Source organism: Rhodococcus sp. MSC1_016, from assembly GCF_023667485.2.
GTDB classification, from domain to species: domain Bacteria; phylum Actinomycetota; class Actinomycetes; order Mycobacteriales; family Mycobacteriaceae; genus Rhodococcus_F; species Rhodococcus_F oxybenzonivorans.
The window spans coordinates 3808227-3824699 of record NZ_JAMOZI020000001.1; the positions used below are offsets into that span (position 1 = coordinate 3808227).

18 protein-coding genes are annotated in these 16473 nt (G+C 66.8%); 2 read left to right on the top strand and 16 right to left on the bottom strand.

The genetic code is table 11. The features are described from left to right. Nucleotides 1–20 precede the first annotated feature (20 nt). The gene (locus tag L1080_RS17625) at nt 21–1967 is read left to right on the top strand and encodes an acyl-CoA dehydrogenase family protein (RefSeq protein WP_250772713.1); all 1947 of its coding nucleotides are present in this window, start codon (nt 21–23) and stop codon (nt 1965–1967) included. On the opposite strand, the gene L1080_RS17630 is transcribed toward L1080_RS17625, so the two are convergent. The 9 genes from L1080_RS17630 to L1080_RS17670 form a co-directional block, all read right to left on the bottom strand. Further along, a complete protein-coding gene (locus tag L1080_RS17630; RefSeq protein WP_236603399.1) occupies nt 1899–2234 on the bottom strand; it encodes a hypothetical protein in 336 nt (111 codons plus the stop codon). The two genes, L1080_RS17625 and L1080_RS17630, sit on opposite strands and share 69 nt — an antisense overlap. Further along, nucleotides 2231–2710 carry a hypothetical protein gene (locus L1080_RS17635; protein WP_250772715.1) on the bottom strand — a complete coding sequence of 160 codons (480 nt, stop codon included), beginning with the start codon at nt 2708–2710 and terminating at the stop codon, nt 2231–2233. Before L1080_RS17635 ends, L1080_RS17630 begins: the two co-directional genes overlap by 4 nt. 259 nt (nt 2711–2969) lie before the next feature. Next, complete coding sequence (locus tag L1080_RS17640; protein WP_250772718.1) at nt 2970–3593, bottom strand: hypothetical protein; 624 nt, start codon at nt 3591–3593, stop codon at nt 2970–2972. A gap of 37 nt (nt 3594–3630) precedes the next feature. Further along, nucleotides 3631–4608, bottom strand: coding sequence for a porphobilinogen synthase (gene hemB, locus L1080_RS17645; protein WP_250772720.1), 978 nt, complete (start codon nt 4606–4608; stop codon nt 3631–3633). Between the two features lie 78 nt (nt 4609–4686). Further along, on the bottom strand, nt 4687–6252 hold the full coding sequence (locus tag L1080_RS17650) for a bifunctional uroporphyrinogen-III C-methyltransferase/uroporphyrinogen-III synthase (RefSeq protein ID WP_109327853.1): 1566 nt from the start codon (nt 6250–6252) through the stop codon (nt 4687–4689). Nucleotides 6253–6327: 75 nt separating this feature from the next. After that, nucleotides 6328–7293 (bottom strand): hydroxymethylbilane synthase, encoded by a 966-nt coding sequence (hemC, locus tag L1080_RS17655; protein ID WP_109327851.1) that lies wholly within the window; start codon nt 7291–7293, stop codon nt 6328–6330. Continuing rightward, nucleotides 7290–8711, bottom strand: a complete 1422-nt coding sequence (locus tag L1080_RS17660) for a glutamyl-tRNA reductase (protein WP_213573108.1) — start codon at nt 8709–8711, stop codon at nt 7290–7292. The genes hemC and L1080_RS17660 overlap by 4 nt, the downstream gene beginning before the upstream one ends. Then, nucleotides 8708–9577 carry a redox-sensing transcriptional repressor Rex gene (locus L1080_RS17665; RefSeq protein ID WP_250772822.1) on the bottom strand — a complete coding sequence of 290 codons (870 nt, stop codon included), beginning with the start codon at nt 9575–9577 and terminating at the stop codon, nt 8708–8710. Before L1080_RS17665 ends, L1080_RS17660 begins: the two co-directional genes overlap by 4 nt. A gap of 140 nt (nt 9578–9717) precedes the next feature. Beyond that, nucleotides 9718–9978: a glutaredoxin family protein gene (locus tag L1080_RS17670; protein ID WP_159920287.1), complete on the bottom strand. Its 261-nt coding sequence runs from the start codon at nt 9976–9978 to the stop codon at nt 9718–9720. Between the two features lie 179 nt (nt 9979–10157). On the opposite strand from L1080_RS17670, the gene L1080_RS17675 reads away from it, so the two are divergent. Beyond that, a complete protein-coding gene (locus L1080_RS17675; protein ID WP_159920285.1) occupies nt 10158–11135 on the top strand; it encodes an HAD family hydrolase in 978 nt (325 codons plus the stop codon). 44 nt (nt 11136–11179) lie between these two features. Here L1080_RS17675 and L1080_RS17680 read toward each other — a convergent pair whose 3' ends face one another. The 7 genes from L1080_RS17680 to L1080_RS17710 form a co-directional block, all read right to left on the bottom strand. Beyond that, a complete protein-coding gene (locus L1080_RS17680; RefSeq protein ID WP_159920283.1) occupies nt 11180–12205 on the bottom strand; it encodes a lysophospholipid acyltransferase family protein in 1026 nt (341 codons plus the stop codon). Next, nucleotides 12202–13278 carry an NAD-dependent epimerase/dehydratase family protein gene (locus L1080_RS17685; protein WP_201453527.1) on the bottom strand — a complete coding sequence of 359 codons (1077 nt, stop codon included), beginning with the start codon at nt 13276–13278 and terminating at the stop codon, nt 12202–12204. Before L1080_RS17685 ends, L1080_RS17680 begins: the two co-directional genes overlap by 4 nt. A gap of 162 nt (nt 13279–13440) precedes the next feature. Next, nucleotides 13441–13542, bottom strand: a complete 102-nt coding sequence (locus tag L1080_RS17690; RefSeq protein WP_003402602.1) for a 30S ribosomal protein bS22 — start codon at nt 13540–13542, stop codon at nt 13441–13443. Nucleotides 13543–13736: 194 nt separating this feature from the next. Then, on the bottom strand, nt 13737–13973 hold the full coding sequence (locus L1080_RS17695; protein WP_109327837.1) for a helix-turn-helix domain-containing protein: 237 nt from the start codon (nt 13971–13973) through the stop codon (nt 13737–13739). A 124-nt stretch (nt 13974–14097) separates the two neighbouring features. Then, on the bottom strand, nt 14098–14913 hold the full coding sequence (gene proC, locus L1080_RS17700) for a pyrroline-5-carboxylate reductase (RefSeq protein WP_159920281.1): 816 nt from the start codon (nt 14911–14913) through the stop codon (nt 14098–14100). A gap of 36 nt (nt 14914–14949) precedes the next feature. Continuing rightward, nucleotides 14950–15792 (bottom strand): thioesterase family protein, encoded by an 843-nt coding sequence (locus tag L1080_RS17705; protein ID WP_250772722.1) that lies wholly within the window; start codon nt 15790–15792, stop codon nt 14950–14952. Then, complete coding sequence (locus L1080_RS17710) at nt 15789–16421, bottom strand: MerR family transcriptional regulator (protein ID WP_250772724.1); 633 nt, start codon at nt 16419–16421, stop codon at nt 15789–15791. Before L1080_RS17710 ends, L1080_RS17705 begins: the two co-directional genes overlap by 4 nt. Nucleotides 16422–16473: the final 52 nt, after the last annotated feature.

The window sequence follows — 16473 nt, forward strand, 5'->3', positions numbered from 1 at the left end:
GCTCCCGCTAGGGTCGACTCATGGCCACCACAGCTGACCACCTGAGAAGCACACTCGACGGGCGCTGGAGGGAAGTACGCGAGCGCGTGCGGGCGGAACTGTCCGCCACGCCCGATTTCGCTCCGCACTACACCCCCGATCTGGAAGAAGCGCGAGCCAAGACGCTAGAGCAGATGCGTCTACTTGCGGGCAACGGCTATGCAGCCGACGGGTTCAAGAAGGACCACGGCGGCACCGGGGACGCAGGGGCCGCGGTGACGAGCATCGAGATGCTGGCGATGTCCGACCTGTCGCTGATGGTCAAGGCGGGCGTGCAGTGGGGACTTTTCGGCGGAGCCATCGAAAATCTGGGCACCGCTCGCCACCACGAGGCATACGTCAAGCCTCTCATCGACCTGAACCTACTCGGTTGCTTCGCGATGACGGAGACCGGCCACGGCAGCGATGTCCAGGCACTCGAGACCACTGCCACCTACGACGCGGCCACCGGTGAATTCGTCGTCCACTCCCCCACCCCGTCGTCCCGCAAGGACTACATCGGCGGGGCCGCACAACACGCGACGATGGCGGCCGTCTTCGCGCAATTGGTGACGCAGGGTGAACACCACGGCGTGCACTGTTTCCTCGTCCCGATTCGCGACGAGAACGGCAACGACCTTCCGGGCGTTCATACCTCCGATTGCGGCTACAAGGGTGGGCTCCCCGGAGTCGACAACGGCCGCATCACCTTTGATCAGGTGCGCATTCCGCGGGTGAATCTGCTCAACAGGTACGCCGACGTCGCGGAGGACGGCACCTATTCCTCCCCGATCGACAACGCCAATCGCCGCTTCTTCACGATGGTGGGAACCCTCGTGCGGGGACGCGTCACCGTCGGCGGATCAGCCGGCGCCGCGGCCCGCGTCGCACTGTCGATCGCGACCCGATACGCGTTGCAGCGCCGCCAGTTCAGTGCGCCGCAGAGCGAAGACGAAGTTCTGCTCATGGACTACCTCGTGCACCAGCGACGGCTCTTCCCGTTGATCGCACGGTCCTACGCGCTGCAGTTCGCGCAGAACGAGCTGGTATCGAAGATGCATGACATCCAGAGCATCGAGGATGCCGATCCGCAGGAGCAGCGCGAACTCGAAGGTCGGGCGGCCGGCCTCAAGGCAGCGAACACCTGGCACGCGACCCGCGCCATCCAGGAAGCCCGGGAAGCGTGCGGCGGCGCCGGGTACATGGCGGAGAACCGGCTGACGGCTCTCAAGGCGGACACCGACGTGTTCACCACTTTCGAGGGCGACAACCACGTGCTCACCCAACTGGTTGCCAAGGAACTGCTCACGTCCTACGCCGACGAGGTCCGCGGGATGAGTCCCGTCGAGTGGATGCGTTTCGCTGCCACGACCGTGTCGGACGTTGTCAAGACCCGCACAGCGGCGCAGCAGATCATTCAGACCATCCTCGACACGCGTCAGGACAACGAAGAGGACGGCAGCCTCTTCAACCGCGGGACACAGCTCACCATGTTCGAGGACCGCGAGCAGTACCTGCTCTCGACCGCGGCTCGCCGGCTCCAGGGTGCGCAGAAGCGCGAGGAAAACCCGTTCGACGCGTTCAACTTCGTCCAGGATCACGTGATGCACGCCGCGCAGGCGCACATCGACCGGGTGGTGCTCGAAGCATTCATCGCCGGTATCGACGAATGTCAGGACGAGGAAGCACGCAACCTTCTGAGCGACGTCTGCGACCTTTACGCGCTCAGCATCATCGAGGAAGACAAGGCGTGGTTCATGGAACACCGCCACCTGTCGGTCGAGCGGTCCAAAGCGGTGCAGCGGGGAATCAACGACCGTTGCCGCAAGCTGCGCCCCCACGCGGCGACGCTCGTCGAGGGACTGGGAGTGCCGGAGGCGCTACTCGGCTCCGCGATGATCGACGGGCCGGGAACCGACACGATCCGCAAGACTCAGATCTTCCGGTGACGTCGACGGCTCGGCGGGGTGACCCGCCGGGCCGGCAACCCACCTGCGGATCGCGTCGATCACCAACAGGCCCGCAACGGTGACGAGGGCGGCGGCGCCGGCGATCCACGAACCCGAATACTCGGTTCCCTGGTAGGACGGCGCGCCCGGCGCGACCGGGCCGAAATCGGAGGTAACTCGTGCCGACGTCCAGCACCACACCGCCAGAATTGATAGGACGACGGCAGAGGCGATCTCCCCCGCCGACCCCATGGCGCGTCGATTCACTGTTCCGCCCCTCCGTCGGCCTTTGCGAGCAGCGACTCGAGCTGTGCCCGCAACCCCTCGTCGTCCTTCGCCCAAGCCTGCACCAGTGCGCCGCCCCGCAGTCGAAGCCCGATACCCGATCGTCGCCGGGGCACCGCGGACAGCTCACCGAGCGTCCGGGCCGTCTCCCAGGGCTGGGGTGCGTACGACTCGGTGTCCGGCGGAGGCAGGATCTTCACGATCTCGGTGATCGGTAGCTCCTCGGTGCCCTGCCGCAGCATGGTAGGTGTGAGTTCCACGCTCGCGTGCCGGCGGGCGGCAACTACCTGCACGTAGAGGAACCCGCTGAGGAGGGCGGCGAACAACGGCAGGGCGAACCAGTGCACCACCGGGCCCGTCAAAAGTTCGATTACCAGCGCGACAGTGCAGAACACCGGGCCGAATGCCACCAACCGCCAGCGCGCGCCGGGCTCACTGAACAAAATCTCCTCAGCCACGGACCGCCCGGATTCTTGCGGTCGCGCGGTGGTCCACGCCCGGCGGGATCACCTCAGGAAACGGCACCGGGAATGACGACGAGCAGCAGGGTCAGCAGTACGAAGGCCACGATAATGGCGAACATCAGTGCTTCCCTGCGTGACCCGTGTGCCCGATCTTCAGCGCGCATGTAGAAAAGCCCTTCGGTAGAAGAAGTCTGCCGTGTGCTGTTGTGACGTACTTCACGGTACATCTTTATGTTTCACGATCAAACTCGAGCTACGACGCGGGCAGCTTCGAGAAATAACTGTTCGAGTCTTTCCGGTGCATCAGCACGACGGCACCCACCGCCACCACAGCCTGCAGGATCTGCACACCTCCGACGGCGAGAGCGATACTACTGCCGTCCGATCCGATTCCGAACAGCACCGGCACCGTCCAGACCACCATCGTGACGCTCACGACCGTCAGCAAGGATCTCGCCCAGTTCCTGCCCTTCCTCATGAAATGGACGAAAAGGACGAACAGGCCCGTCAGGAGCAAAATGACGACACCAGTGACGGCAATGCCTACGTAGAAGAGCATCTCCACGTTCTCCCGCGTCATCGCGACCTCGCCGGATTTCACGCTGGGATTGGTCATCAGTTCGTCGACGAAGGTCGACTTCTCACGAACCACCAGGACCATCGCCGCCACCGCCTGGATCACACCGAGCACGGCCACCACCCACAGCAATTGCGCCGCCGTGCCCACATCGACCGGGGCGGGGCGCTCAGGCTTCGGCTGCGGCACGGGCGGCGGATAGGCCCCGTACTGATTCGGACCCTGCGGCGGTGCCTGTTGTTGCGGAATTTGGTGTTGCGGTGTCTGGTGTGGCGGGGTGTGCGGCCACTGCGAAGTCATGGCACCACCGTATCCGCCACCGGACGCCGCGCCGCATTCATCCCAGCCAGCCCGCCGCTTCGGTGGCCCAGTAGGTGAGAACGATGTCGGCGCCCGCCCGCCGAATGCTCGTCAACGATTCGAGGATGGCGGCGTCCCGATCGATCCAGCCGTTCTGCGCAGCCGCCGTGATCATTGAGTACTCACCCGAAATCTGGTATGCCGCAACGGGAACCGGTGACCTGTCCGCCACGTCGCGCAGAATGTCCAGATACGACATCGCCGGCTTGACCATGACGAGGTCGGCACCTTCCTCGATATCGAGATCCACTTCGCGCAGCGACTCCCGCCGATTGGCCGAGTCCTGCTGATACGTTCTCCGGTCACCCTGCAGGGACGAGCCCACAGCCTCACGGAACGGCCCATAGAAAGCGGAGGCGTATTTCGCGGAGTACGCCAGCTGACCGACTTCGGTGTGACCCGCGGCGTCCAGCGCCTTCCGGATGGCGGCAACCTGACCGTCCATCATCCCGCTCGGACCGAGCAGGTGGGCACCGGCATCGGCCTGTGAAACGGCCATGTCCACATACCTGAGCAGCGTCCGATCGTTGTCGACCGCGCCGCTGTCGTCGAGCACCCCACAGTGACCGTGCTCCGTGAACTCGTCCAGGCACGTGTCCGCCATGATGACGGTCGCGTCACCGAGTTCCTCTGCAAGGGAGCGCAACCCACGGTTCAAGATGCCGTCCGGATCGCTGGCGCCGGAACCCTCGGCGTCCTTGTCGTCGGGACGCGGCACACCGAACAACATCAGCCCACCGACACCCGCCTCCACAGCCTCGATGGCAGCCGACCGCAACGATGCGAGCGTGTGCTGGAAGACGCCGGGCATCGACGAAATCTCGCGCGGCTCGTCGATGCCGTCCGCCACGAACATCGGCAGAACCAGATGTCGTGGCTCGAGCGAAGTCTCGGCGACGAGTCTGCGCAACGCCGGTGTGCGGCGCAATCGCCGCGGCCGGTGGGTCGGGAACACGGAAGGGCCCTCCTTCGTCGGGCCTGTGCGCCTTTTTGGTAGTGGGAACAACCAAAAAGGCGCACAGGCGCGTAGCGCCTATCGCCGGGCGCGGGACTTCTTGCGCGGCGGGGGCAGTGCACCCTCGGCGCGCAGTCGCGCGGCGTGCTCGGCGAGAGCCTCCACCAACGGGCCGACCTGAGCGGTCTCCGGCTGTACGTCCACGCGAAGTCCGAACTCCACTGCGGTTTCCGCGGTCTTGGGACCGATGCAGGCCACGAGGGTCCGTGCATGCGGCTTTCCTGCGATACCGACGAGATTGCGGACCGTCGACGACGAGGTGAAGCAGACCGCGTCGAACCCACCGGTCTTGATCATCTCGCGGGTCTCGGCCGGCGGCGGCGCAGCCCGGACGGTGCGGTAGGCGGTGACATCGTCGATTTCCCAGCCGCGTTCACGCAAACCCTCGGCGAGTGTCTCGGTGGCAATGTCAGCGCGGGGCAACAGAACCCGGTTGACGGGATCGAACACGTCGTCGTACGGAGCGAACTCGGCCAGCAGACCCTCGCTCGACTGCTCACCGGACGGCACGAGTTCGGGGTTGATCCCGAACGACCGGACCTTGGCGGCCGTGGCCTCGCCGATGCAAGCGATCTTGACGCCGGAGAACGCGCGGGCGTCGAGCCCGAACTCCTCGAACTTCTCCCACACCGCACGCACCGCGTTGGTGGAGGTGAACACCACCCACTGGTACCGGCCGTCGACCAGGCCCTTGACGGAACGTTCCATCTGCGCGGGACTGCGGGGCGGCTCCACGGCGATGGTCGGCACCTCGATCGGGATGGCGCCGTGGGTGACCAGGCGGTCGCTCATCTCCCCGGCCTGATCCTTCGTGCGGGGCACGAGGACCTTCCAGCCGTACAGGGCACGCGATTCCCACCACGACATCTTGCTGCGCTGGGCCACCACCTTGCCGACCGTCACGACGAGCGAGCCGACCAGTTCGGAACCGGCCTCGTTGAGGGTGGCGAGGGTGGCCTCGACGGTGCGCTGCTGCCGGGTGGTGCCGCGAACGGTGATCGCGGCCGGGGTCTGCGGAGCAAGACCGTGTTCGACGAGCGCGCTCGCCGTCTCGGCGAGGTGCCCCGACGTGGCGTGCAGCACCAGCGGTCCGGGCGCCGCGGCCAGCGCCGCCCAGTCGACCTCACCGCGGACGTCGGCCTCGGTGTGTCCCGAGCCCAGCGCCATGCCGGCGTACGACGGCACAGCAGACGCGGCAGGGAGTCCGGGCAGGACCTCGAACTGCACCTGAGTGCGCGCCACTGCCGCGACCTCGGCGATCACCGAATCGGTGGTCAGCGGGTCACCGGACACGAGGCGGACGACGTCGTGGCCGTTGCGGGCCTCGTGTACGAGGGTCTTCGCGACCTCGGCCGGTTCACCGAGAGCCGGGCGGACCTCGGCGAGCGGCTCACCGGTTTCCGCGTCGACGCCCAGGTCGGTGCCGACCAGGACGGTGACGCCCTTGTCGACGTCGGGGTCGGTGAAGGCCAGCGTCGCTGCGGCAAGGACGTCCCGTGCGTGCACAGTGAGCAGGGCCGGATCGCCCGGTCCGGATCCCACGAACAGGATCCGTCCGGGGGTGTTCTTTCGGACTCGGCTCATCGGTAATTCTCCAGTGCGATCATGTGTCGAGATGGGTACAGGGGGCGGGCCGGCCGATCGGTCGGCCTTCGCACATCAAACATCGGCATCACCGGCCTCGGTGACGTTCATCAGCTCGCGCGCCCCGAGTTCGAGGAGTTCCCGTGCGACCGAGCGGCCGAGTTCTTCGGCGTTGTCCGGGGAGCCCACTGCCCCCGTGCGTATGACGTCCGAACCGTCGATGGCTGCTGCGCAACCACGGACGGAGAGTTCGTCGAAGCTGCGGCCGTCGTCGTCGAGTGATTCGACGACTTCCGCGATTGCCCCGACAGGTGCGGTGCATCCGGCCTCGAGTTCGGCGAGGAGAGCACGTTCCGCGGTGACGGCGGCGCGGCTGTTCGGGTCGTCGAGCTCGGCCAGGATCGACACGAGCGCGGTGTTGCCGGACAGGCATTCCACGGCCAACGCACCCTGGGCAGGTGCAGGCAGCATCTGGACGGGTTCGAGGGACTCGGTGATCAGGTCCAGTCGGCCGATACGCGCCAACCCCGCCCGCGCCAGGATGACGGCATCGAGCTCGCCCGACTCCACCTTGCCGAGCCGACGCTGCAGGTTGCCGCGCAGGGGGCGGATGTCGAGACCGAGGCCGAGTGCCCGCAGTTGCGAGGTGCGGCGCGGCGCCGACGTACCGACCTTCGACCCGACCGGAAGTTCACCGAGAACGAGTCCGTCGCGGGCGACCAGCGCATCACGCGGGTCCTCGCGCGGCGGAATCGCGGCAATGGTGAACCGTTCGTCCCGGGCGGTCGGCAGATCTTTGTACGAGTGCACGGCCACGTCGACGCGGCCGTCGACCAGCGCTTCCCGAAGTTCCGCGGTGAAGACACCGACCCCGATCTTCTCCACCGACTCCATGGACTGATCGCCCTTGGTCTTGATGATGACGAGTTCGGCTTCGTGTCCGGCGGAGATCAGTGCGTCACGCACGGTGCCGGCCTGGGTGGTGGCGAGTTCGCTTCCGCGGGTACCGATCCGCAGGGTGCGGGTGCCGACGGCGCTCATGCCTGCGGTTCCTTCCCTTGGTTGTCGCCCGCGACGAAACGGCGCAGACGGGGGTCCTGACCCGCGATGAATCCGTCGGTGATGTCGATGGCACCGAGGTCGGTCGGTTTTGCCACCGCCTCCACGGATCCGGGGCTCAGCTCGAACAGTTCGCGTAGCGCGGCGGCGTACGAGTCGCCACCCGGCGCCGACGCGAGCTGTTTCACCCGCACGGTAGGAGCGTGCAGCAGCTTGTCGACCACTCGGCGGACGGTGCGGGCCACCTCGTCGCGCTCGGGGTCGTCGAGCCCGGGGAGCCGGGAATCGAGTCTCAGCAACTCGGCTTCGACGACGTCCGCGGCGCGCTGACGCAGGGCGGTGACGGTCGGCGTCACCTCCGCCAGCCGCTGGCCGGCGAGATACTGGGCGAGCTCACTCGCCACGATGGCCCGAGCGGCATCGGCGTCCGACGCGGCGGCCCCCGCGGCGGGGTCGCGCTGCAGCGACTCCATGTCCAGCACGGTGACCCCGGGCAGTCCCGAGACCGCGTGCTCGACGTCGCGGGGCAGACCGAGGTCGCAGATGACAAGTGGACGTTCGGGGTCGCGGTCGGGCTGGGCCAGCGCACGGTGCGTATCCGCGAGCGTGACGACGGCACCGACCGCGCCGGTACAGGTCACGAGCACATCCGCCTGCGCCATCGCCGTGGGCAGGTGACCGAGCTCGAACGCCTCCGCTTCGACCCCGCCCGACCGGGCCGTGTCGGCCAGGTGCTCGGCCCGCTCCGCGGTGCGGTTGACGACGAGGATCCGGCCGATGCCGGCACGGGTGAGGTATGCGACCGAGAGCCCGCCCATCGAGCCGGCGCCGACGACCACCGCGGTCCGGCCGCTGAGCCCACCGGCGCCGATGACGCCGGCGGCGCGGTCGAGGGCCACCGAGACGACCGACGCGCCCGCCGAGTCGATTCCCGTCTCCGCGTGAACCCGCTTGCCGACGCGTAACGCCTGCTGGGCGAGCTCGTGCAACGTGCGTCCGGCGGCCTGCTGGGCGTCCGAGGACGCGTAGGCGGTCCGGATCTGACCGAGAATCTGCTGTTCGCCGATCACCATCGAATCGAGTCCGCTGGCCACCGCGAACAGGTGCTCCGCGGCCGCCTCGCTGTACCGCACATAGGCGTGACGGTGCAGGTCGGTGAGGTCGAGCCCGGAATGATCCGCCAGAAGTTCACCGACCTCGGTGAGCGCACCGTGGAACGCGTCGACGACGGCGTAGATCTCCACCCGGTTGCAGGTCGAGACGATCATCGCTTCCGAGATGTGCGTCGACGCCAGAAGCTTGTCCGTCAGCTTCGGGCGATCGGTCTCGGTGACAGCAACCCGCTCGAGAACCGGCACGGGAGCCGTCCGGTGCGAGACCCCGACAAGCAGAACACTCACGGCGCGATCACTGATCCGTTTCTTGGTGCGGTGGACGGGACAGCCGAATGTCCGATGCGCACGCGCGGGGCCGTGGGTACGACCTCCGCGGCCCGAGCGCCAGGAGCCGACTCGGTGTTGCGTGCGCTGTTGAACGAGAGGACCTGCATCTCGACCGCAAGGTCGACGCGGCGCATCTCGACGTGGTCCGGGACGTCGAGTGCGGTCGGCGAAAAGCTGAGGATGCACCGCAGCCCGGCGCCGACGAGGCGGTCGCACACGTCCTGTGCGGCCTCGTCCGGAGTCGAGATGACGCCGATGGTGGCTTCGAGTTCGGCGCAGGCCTGTTCGAGTTCGTCGACGTGGCGGACCACCAGGTCGCCTACCGGGGTGCCGACACGCTCCGGGTCGCTGTCGAAGAGACCCACCATCGAAAATCCGCGGCGTCCGAAACCGCCGTAACCGGCGAGGGCCTGGCCGAGGTTTCCGACACCGACGAGGACGACCTTGTGCCCGCGGTCCAGACCGAGTGCTCGTTCGATGCGTGCCCGCAGCCGCGTGACGTCGTAGCCGACCCCCCGCACTCCGTTGGGGCCGAGGAAAGACAGGTCCTTGCGGAGCTTGGCCGAACCCACACCGGAAGCGGCGGCGAGTTCCTCACTCGAGACGATGATCGTGCCGCGGTCCGCCAGCATTCCGAGGACCCGCAAGTACGTCGCCAGCCGCGTGACCGTAGCCTGGGGGATGTCCCGCGATTCGGGGAGCGGCGATCCGGGGGCTGGTGACTCGACGGCGGACGGACCGACTGCGCCCGTGACGCCATGGGCCACAGACCCATGCGTCTGGTGCGTTTCGGTCACGTCGTTGGCTCCTCGTCCGACCGGCATTCGCTGCCGTTCTCCACGATGCTCCGGGGAATTGTTCACACCACGGTAACTGCTTGTGAACCCATGCACAAAGTCGCTGCGACTGCGCGACATGCACTCCTACCTGCACAGCATCCGAAGTTCGCAGTTTTAGGGTCGCCTTACTTGCGTAAATCCGATCGGAGGCGCTCTTCATCGACCTCCCAGTAACTGTGCTCACGTCCGTCGAGCAGGACGACCGGCAATCGGTCACCGAATTCCGCCCGCAGTTCCGGGTCCGTGGAAGCCGCCTCGTCGACGTCTATGCACGTCAGTTCCAGCCCGAACTCCTCACACAGAATCAGCAACTGCTCGCGTGCCGGCGTGCACGCCCCGCAGCCCGCCCGCGTGAGGAGCGTCACCTCGTGTTCGCTGGTACTCATGTCGGATACTTTCCTTTCGCCACCTCTACGGGACTCACTGTGCCGTTTCCGGGGCCGGTAACGCCACCCGGCTCGGAGATGAACGTCACACGATTCGGTGCACGCAGCCATCCGCCCGCCCAGGGTCGGAACCGAGGGATAGGCTGCGTCCAGAGGCTTCAGCGATAGGGGAGGTGCGAGTGCCTGCGCGATCACTACCGAACGGCTCGGGTTTCGGTTCAGGACTGGCGGGGATGATCCTTCCGGGCCGTCGGCAGTTCAGGAATCCGCTGGGCCCGAGTGAGGCCGAGGTACGTGCAAACGTTGCGGGCGAGGCCAGCGCCGACGCCGCGCTGGCCCTCCACGAAGCCGGACCAGAGACCGAAGAGCCCCAGGTTCCCCTGGACCTGACCGCCGCGGCCTTCTTCGACGTCGACAATACGATGGTCCAGGGTGCGTCGATCATCCACTTCGCCCGCGGACTCGCCGCCAGGAAGTATCTGAAGTCCGCCGACCTCCTGGACTTCGCGTGGAAGCAGATCAAGTTCCGCGTGACCGGCAAGGAGAGCAGCGTCGACGTCGCCTCCGGCCGGGAGAAGGCCCTCTCGTTCGTGGCCGGTCGGTCCACCGCCGAACTCGCCCGGCTCGGCGAGGAGATCTACGACGAGGTGATCGCCGACAAGATCTGGGCCGGTACCCGGGCACTCGCGCAGATGCATCTCGACGCCGGACAACAGGTGTGGCTGGTGACGGCCACTCCCGTGGAACTGGCCCAGGTGATCGCGAAGCGGCTGGGCCTGACCGGGGCCCTCGGCACCGTCGCCGAAAGCGAGGACGGCGTGTTCACCGGACGTCTGGTCGGCGACATCCTGCACGGCCTCGGCAAGGCCCACGCGGTGCGTGCGCTGGCCGTCCGCGAGGGCCTCAACCTCAAACGCTGCACCGCCTACTCGGACAGCCATAACGACGTGCCCATGCTCTCGCTCGTCGGCACGGCCGTCGCCATCAACCCGGACACCGACCTGCGCGAGCTGGCCAAGAACCGGGGCTGGGAGATCCGGGACTTCCGCACCGGCCGCAAGGCCGCCAAGATCGGCGTCCCCACCGCGTTGCTGCTCGGCGCGGCCGGCGGCGCGCTGGCGGCCGTGGTCGCCCGCCGCCGCGAGCACGCGATCTGACCCGTCACTGCGCCGGTTTCGACCCCGGCTACGACGTGTCGGTGTCAGCCCAGGAAGACGTTGCGCCTCTTCGCGAGGAGCCGGTAGAGCGTCTGCTGGATGGTCTCACGAACGTGGTCGGTGACCTCGAACAGCTCCATGGGGTCGTCGGCGGCCGACGCGTCGTAGGTATCAGTGACGATGGGCTTGCCGAACTCGATGTACCACTTGGACGGCAGCGGAACCAGCCCGAGCGGCCCGAAATGCGGAAACAGTGGTGTCACCGGGAAGTAGGGCATGCCGAGTAGGCGGGCGAGCGTTCCGAGGTCACCGATCTTCGGATAGATCTCCTCGGAACCGACGATCGAGCACGGAATGATCGGTGCCCCGGTCCGCATGGCGGCGGACACGAAACCACCGCGACCGAATCTCTGCAGCTTGTAGCGCTCACTGAACGGTTTGCCGATCCCTTTGAAACCTTCGGGGAACACGGCCGCGACCTGACCGGTTTGTAGCAGGCGAACAGCGTCGGGGTTGCACGCCAGGGTGTGCCCGGCCTTACGGGCGAGGTCACCGACCACCGGCATCTCGAACGCAATATCGGCCGCCAGCATGCGCAGCGGCCGATGAGCGGGGTGGTGGTCGTGCACGGCGACCGAGGTCATCAGGCCGTCGAGGGGAAGGACACCGGCATGATTGGCCACCACCAGGGCGCCACCGGTCGACGGAATGTTCTCCAGACCACTGACCTCGACGCGGAACCACTTGTCGAACAGGGGCCGCAGTATCGGCAACCACACGTTCTCGGCGAAGTGCGGGTCGTAACCGAAGTCGTCGACGTGATAGTCACCCGACAGGCGTCGGCGCACGAACTCCGCGGTATTGACGATCTGATCGGCAAGGACCCGCCGGACGGCGTCGACCGCCGACGATCCGGTGTCGGGCTGGGGCTCCGGCGGGCTGATCACGGCCGGTGGGGGCATTGCGGACGGATGTCGGCTCTCGCTCTGCTCGCGCCTCGAACGTCCCAGTGCAGCCCCGCGCGCGGTTGATGCACCGTGCAACGGAATGACCTTCGCCACTTCGTTCACCTCTCCCCTTTCGCCGTACCGGTCAGAGCGAGTAGTGCGTTCTCTGCTGCGTCGATCCATTCGTTCTTGATGATGGCGGTGACCCCCGCGGCGCGCGCGAAGTCGTCGAGCGCCTGCATCGTGGTCCACCGTGGCTCGAAGGATAGTTCGGTTCGCATGCGCGTGGTGTCCAGTCCGCAACCGAAGTGGAAGTACTCGAGCTGCTCGTTGGAATACGACCGCATGACCGGCCCCATCAGCGCACGGCCGACGTTGCGGAACAGACTGAACGGCATCGGCACCTCGACACGTCCGGCCCGGCGGATCGCCTGCGACAACATGACGACGCCGTCGCCTGCCACATTGAACGTTCCGGCAGGACCCGACACGGTTGCGCGTTCCAGAGCCGCGAGGGCGTCCTCTTCGTGCAGTACCTGCAGGCGTGCGTCGCGGCCCAGGATCGTCGGTACCAACGGCGACGTCAGGTACCGCGCGACCGTCGCGTTGAGGCGGGGACCGACCAGCGGGGCGAGGCGCAGGATGGACACCGCGATGTCGGGACGCCGGCGTCCCATGCCGCGCAGGTAGCCCTCGATTTCGATGCAGTCCCGTGCGTAGGCGCCGCCGGGACGGCGGCGCGCGCTCATCTCCTCGGTGAACTTCGCCGGGTCCTGCGCCGTGCTGCCGTAGACGACGGACGCCGAGCGCAGTACCACCTTCCGCACCGTGGGCGCCTTCTGGCAGACCGCGAACAATTGCATGGCGCCGATGACGTTCATGTCTTTCATCGCCGCCCGGCTGCCCGCTTTCGGCGGACGAGCCAGAGTGGAGGCATGCACTACCGTGTCGACCCCGGCGTTGCGGATCACTTTGCCGATCAGCGGATTGCGGATGTCGGCGCGCACGAACTCAGCGCGGCCCATTCGCCGCAGCATGTCTTTGCTCGGCGACACCGCGTCTACCGCGATGACCCGCTCGATATCCGGGTTCTGTGCCAGCCTGGTGACGAGGTATCCCCCGAGGAACCGGCTCGCGCCGGTGACCAGCGCGACGCGCGGTGGCGCCGTACGCTCAGAGCTGCCATCGTCACTCACAACCACTAGAACCCCCGATCACGTAGCGAGTGAGGTCAACGATACGTGCAGCGGGAGGATAGCGCTTCGCACAACGACATTTGGTCGGTCGCCCAGAAGTCGACCCGTCCGAAACGACGAAATGCCCGCCACTCGAGGTGGCGGGCATCGCGTCGTGTCTCTTTACTTACCGAGTTTCCTGCGCTGCACTCGGGTGCGGCGAAGCAGCTTACGGTGCTTCTTCTTCGACATACGCTTACGTCGCTTCTTGATCACTGAACCCATAGCGGGTGTCCCTCACGTTCTTCTCTAGCGTTCCTGCGCACGCCGGTCACGTACGCCTGCGCCTCTCTGGCGCCTGGGCCTCGTTTTAACTAGCTCAGCGCCTTACGACACCAGCTGGCTGGTACGACAGTCGCTAATCGTACCGGTGAGGTTCGCCCGGGAGAAACCGAGGTCACCCTCTTCGTGCCGATCGGTCAACCGGCATCGAAGTACGAGGTTTCGAGGTAGTCGTGCACCGCTTTCGCATGCACTCTGAACGAACGGCCCACCCGGACGGCAGGCAGTTCGCCGCTGTGCACCAACCGATACACAGTCATCTTGGACACTCTCATCAGCGTCGCTACCTCGGCGACGGTGAGAAATTGCGTTCCGGCCAGGGCCGGTTGTCCGTCTTGGGCTGAGCCCTTCGACGGCTTTTTTCCAGACGTCATCAAACACTTACCTCCGGCACGTCTCGCGCCGCCGGCTTCCCCTCCGGCGGAACAGACACGCACGTGCTACTTCGAGCTTAGCGGGACGGATGGGGTTACTGCGACGGGTGTGGGCAATCGAATATCATTCGGTAGAAGTGCCGAGCTCGGCCGATCTCGATTTCGCCGCCTCCAGCGCGTCGTAGAACGCCGATCGGAGACCGTTCTTTTCCAGCTGACGGATCGCGGCGGCAGTGGTTCCACCGGGCGAGGTGACCGCCGCGCGGAGTTCCGTCGTGCTTTCCCCCGACTGGTCGAGCATGGCCGCGGCACCGACCATCGTCTGCACGACCAGCTCGGACGCCGTCGCGCGGGTCAGCCCGAGACCCACACCGGCGTCGATCATCGCCTCGGCGACGAGGAAGAAGTAGGCGGGCCCGGACCCGGAGACGGCAGTGACCGCGTCGATCTGCGACTCCGGCACCGTCACGACCTTGCCCACGGCAGACAACACCCCACGCACCAGGTCGAGGTGGTCCTTCTTCACATGGCGGCCGGGAGCGAGCACGCTGACGCCCTCCCCTACCAGCATCGGCGTGTTCGGCATGACCCGGACGACGGGGAACCCGGCAGGCAGGCGCTTCTCGTAGTACGAGGTGGGAATGCCCGCCGCCAGGGACACGAGAATCTGTTCACGCTCACCGTCGAGGTCGGCCTTCGACACCGCCGTGAGCGCGGACTCGACGTCACCGGGCTTGACGGCCACCACGATGACGTCGGCTCCCTCGGCGGCGTCCTGGGGGCTGCTCACACACACGGAGTACTCGGCTGCCAGTTCGGCGGCCCGCGGTGGATGCTGCTCGGCCACCACGAGATCCTTCACCGCGTGTCCTGATTGCAGGAGGCCCGAGATGAGCGCCTCGCCGATCCGGCCGCCTCCGATAACCGCAATTCTCGTCATGCCGGACAGCCTGCCACGACCCGTGGCGGCGTGTTTCTAGCGGGGGATCATGGCCAGCTGACGGCTTTGCACGACGATTGCACCGGTCGAGTCGAGGACCGTGTGGTCCTCCTCGAACCACGCACTGCCGAGCACCGTGCTGCTGGCCATCACGCGGAGCCACCCCGGTGCGGGCTGCCTGCGCAGATAGGTGGTGAGCTGCACGGTGGGTGCCCACCCGAACATTCCGCGGTTCATCGTCACGGGTGCACTGATGTCGCCCGTCATGATGGCGAACAGTGCGGCGGTGTCGGGGTCGTTCTCGTCGTCGGCACGCGGTCGGACCCACATGCGCACCTCCGGCTCGCCCTGATTGCCGGCGAGGAAGTGGGCGGACGTGCCGTCGACGCGCATGTCGCATCCCTGAGCCACGTGCACGATTTGGCCCATCGGGTGGTCGGGGGTGAGTGTCACCGCGTCGGCGGGCGGCTCCACCGGGAGCTGGGCCAGCGCATGATCGACGCTGTAGTGGGGTTCACCCGCGTCGGGGACACCCAGCGTGACCGAGGCATGGACCGCGACCCGGTCGCCCTGCCGGAGCTCGACGTCGACGAACGACACCTGCTTGCCTAGCTTGCGCACCGTGGTCGAGAGGGTGACCTCGCCGGGGTCGGGAGCGGCCAGGTAGTTGGCCCCCACGGCGAGTGGCTGAACCCGGGCGAGATCGCCTGCACCGCCGTCGTCGACCAGGCGGGCGCGTGCGGCCGCCGCGCACAGCGACATCATGGAGCCGCCATGCACCTTCGGCCCGATGGTCCAGATGGGATCGATGTGCGCCTGGAACGTGCCGTCACCGCCGGGGGTGAGGGCGTTGAGGTCGCGGAAGGGTGCAGAGCTCACGAAACGTCCTGTTCATCGGTGTTCTGAAAGAAATTCTGGGCAATGTCCTGATGGGCGAGTCGGCGCATCGCGGCGATCACCGGTTCGTAGATCGCAGTCCCGAGCACCGCGCAGCGCACAGCATCCTCTGCCGAGCCGGTGGGCATGAGCCCGATGTCCACCTCGGCGATACCCCGGATGTGCCGCCCGTAGGCGTCGAGGCGCTCCTCGGTCATCGGGATACCCGCATCTTCCAAGGCCTCGAGCGCGCGTTCGAGTTGCGCGACCGCCACGTACCGGGGGTCGTAGATCTGCCCGAGTTTCTCGAGCACGACGCGCGCCCGCGGATAGTCAACGGGATCGGCCGGAATGTCGAGGTAGGGCGGTAGTTGACCGATCGCCTGGCCGAGCACCTCGAACAGCGAGCCGTCGGGGTGGTCGATGAGCTGGAGGACCTTCCGGATGCGCGGGATCGGGAGTCCGGCCCCGGCGAGTGCCTTCACCAGCCCGAGGCGCCGAACGTGTTCTTCGCCGTACCTGGCCTGAGTCGCGCTCGTCGCCTCGCCCGGCATCAGCAGACCCTCGCGCAGGTAGTACTTCACGGTTGCCAGAGGAACGCCGGTGCAGGCAACCAGTTCCGACACGCGCACGGTGCCTCCTACCGCGACTCGATCAGGGACTCCATCCTTGGATACTCCAGCT

Excerpts from the sequence above, each read along its gene's own strand:
- L1080_RS17625 (WP_250772713.1), top strand. The coding sequence starts at position 21 with ATGGCCACCACAGCTGACCACCTGAGAAGCACACTCGACGGGCGCTGG.
- L1080_RS17640 (WP_250772718.1), bottom strand. The coding sequence starts at position 3,593 with ATGACTTCGCAGTGGCCGCACACCCCGCCACACCAGACACCGCAACAC.
- L1080_RS17650 (WP_109327853.1), bottom strand. The coding sequence starts at position 6,252 with ATGAGCCGAGTCCGAAAGAACACCCCCGGACGGATCCTGTTCGTGGGA.
- hemC (WP_109327851.1), bottom strand. The coding sequence starts at position 7,293 with ATGAGCGCCGTCGGCACCCGCACCCTGCGGATCGGTACCCGCGGAAGC.
- L1080_RS17665 (WP_250772822.1), bottom strand. The coding sequence starts at position 9,577 with ATGCCGGTCGGACGAGGAGCCAACGACGTGACCGAAACGCACCAGACG.
- L1080_RS17670 (WP_159920287.1), bottom strand. The coding sequence starts at position 9,978 with ATGAGTACCAGCGAACACGAGGTGACGCTCCTCACGCGGGCGGGCTGC.
- L1080_RS17690 (WP_003402602.1), bottom strand. The coding sequence starts at position 13,542 with ATGGGTTCAGTGATCAAGAAGCGACGTAAGCGTATGTCGAAGAAGAAG.
- L1080_RS17695 (WP_109327837.1), bottom strand. The coding sequence starts at position 13,973 with ATGACGTCTGGAAAAAAGCCGTCGAAGGGCTCAGCCCAAGACGGACAA.
- proC (WP_159920281.1), bottom strand. The coding sequence starts at position 14,913 with ATGACGAGAATTGCGGTTATCGGAGGCGGCCGGATCGGCGAGGCGCTC.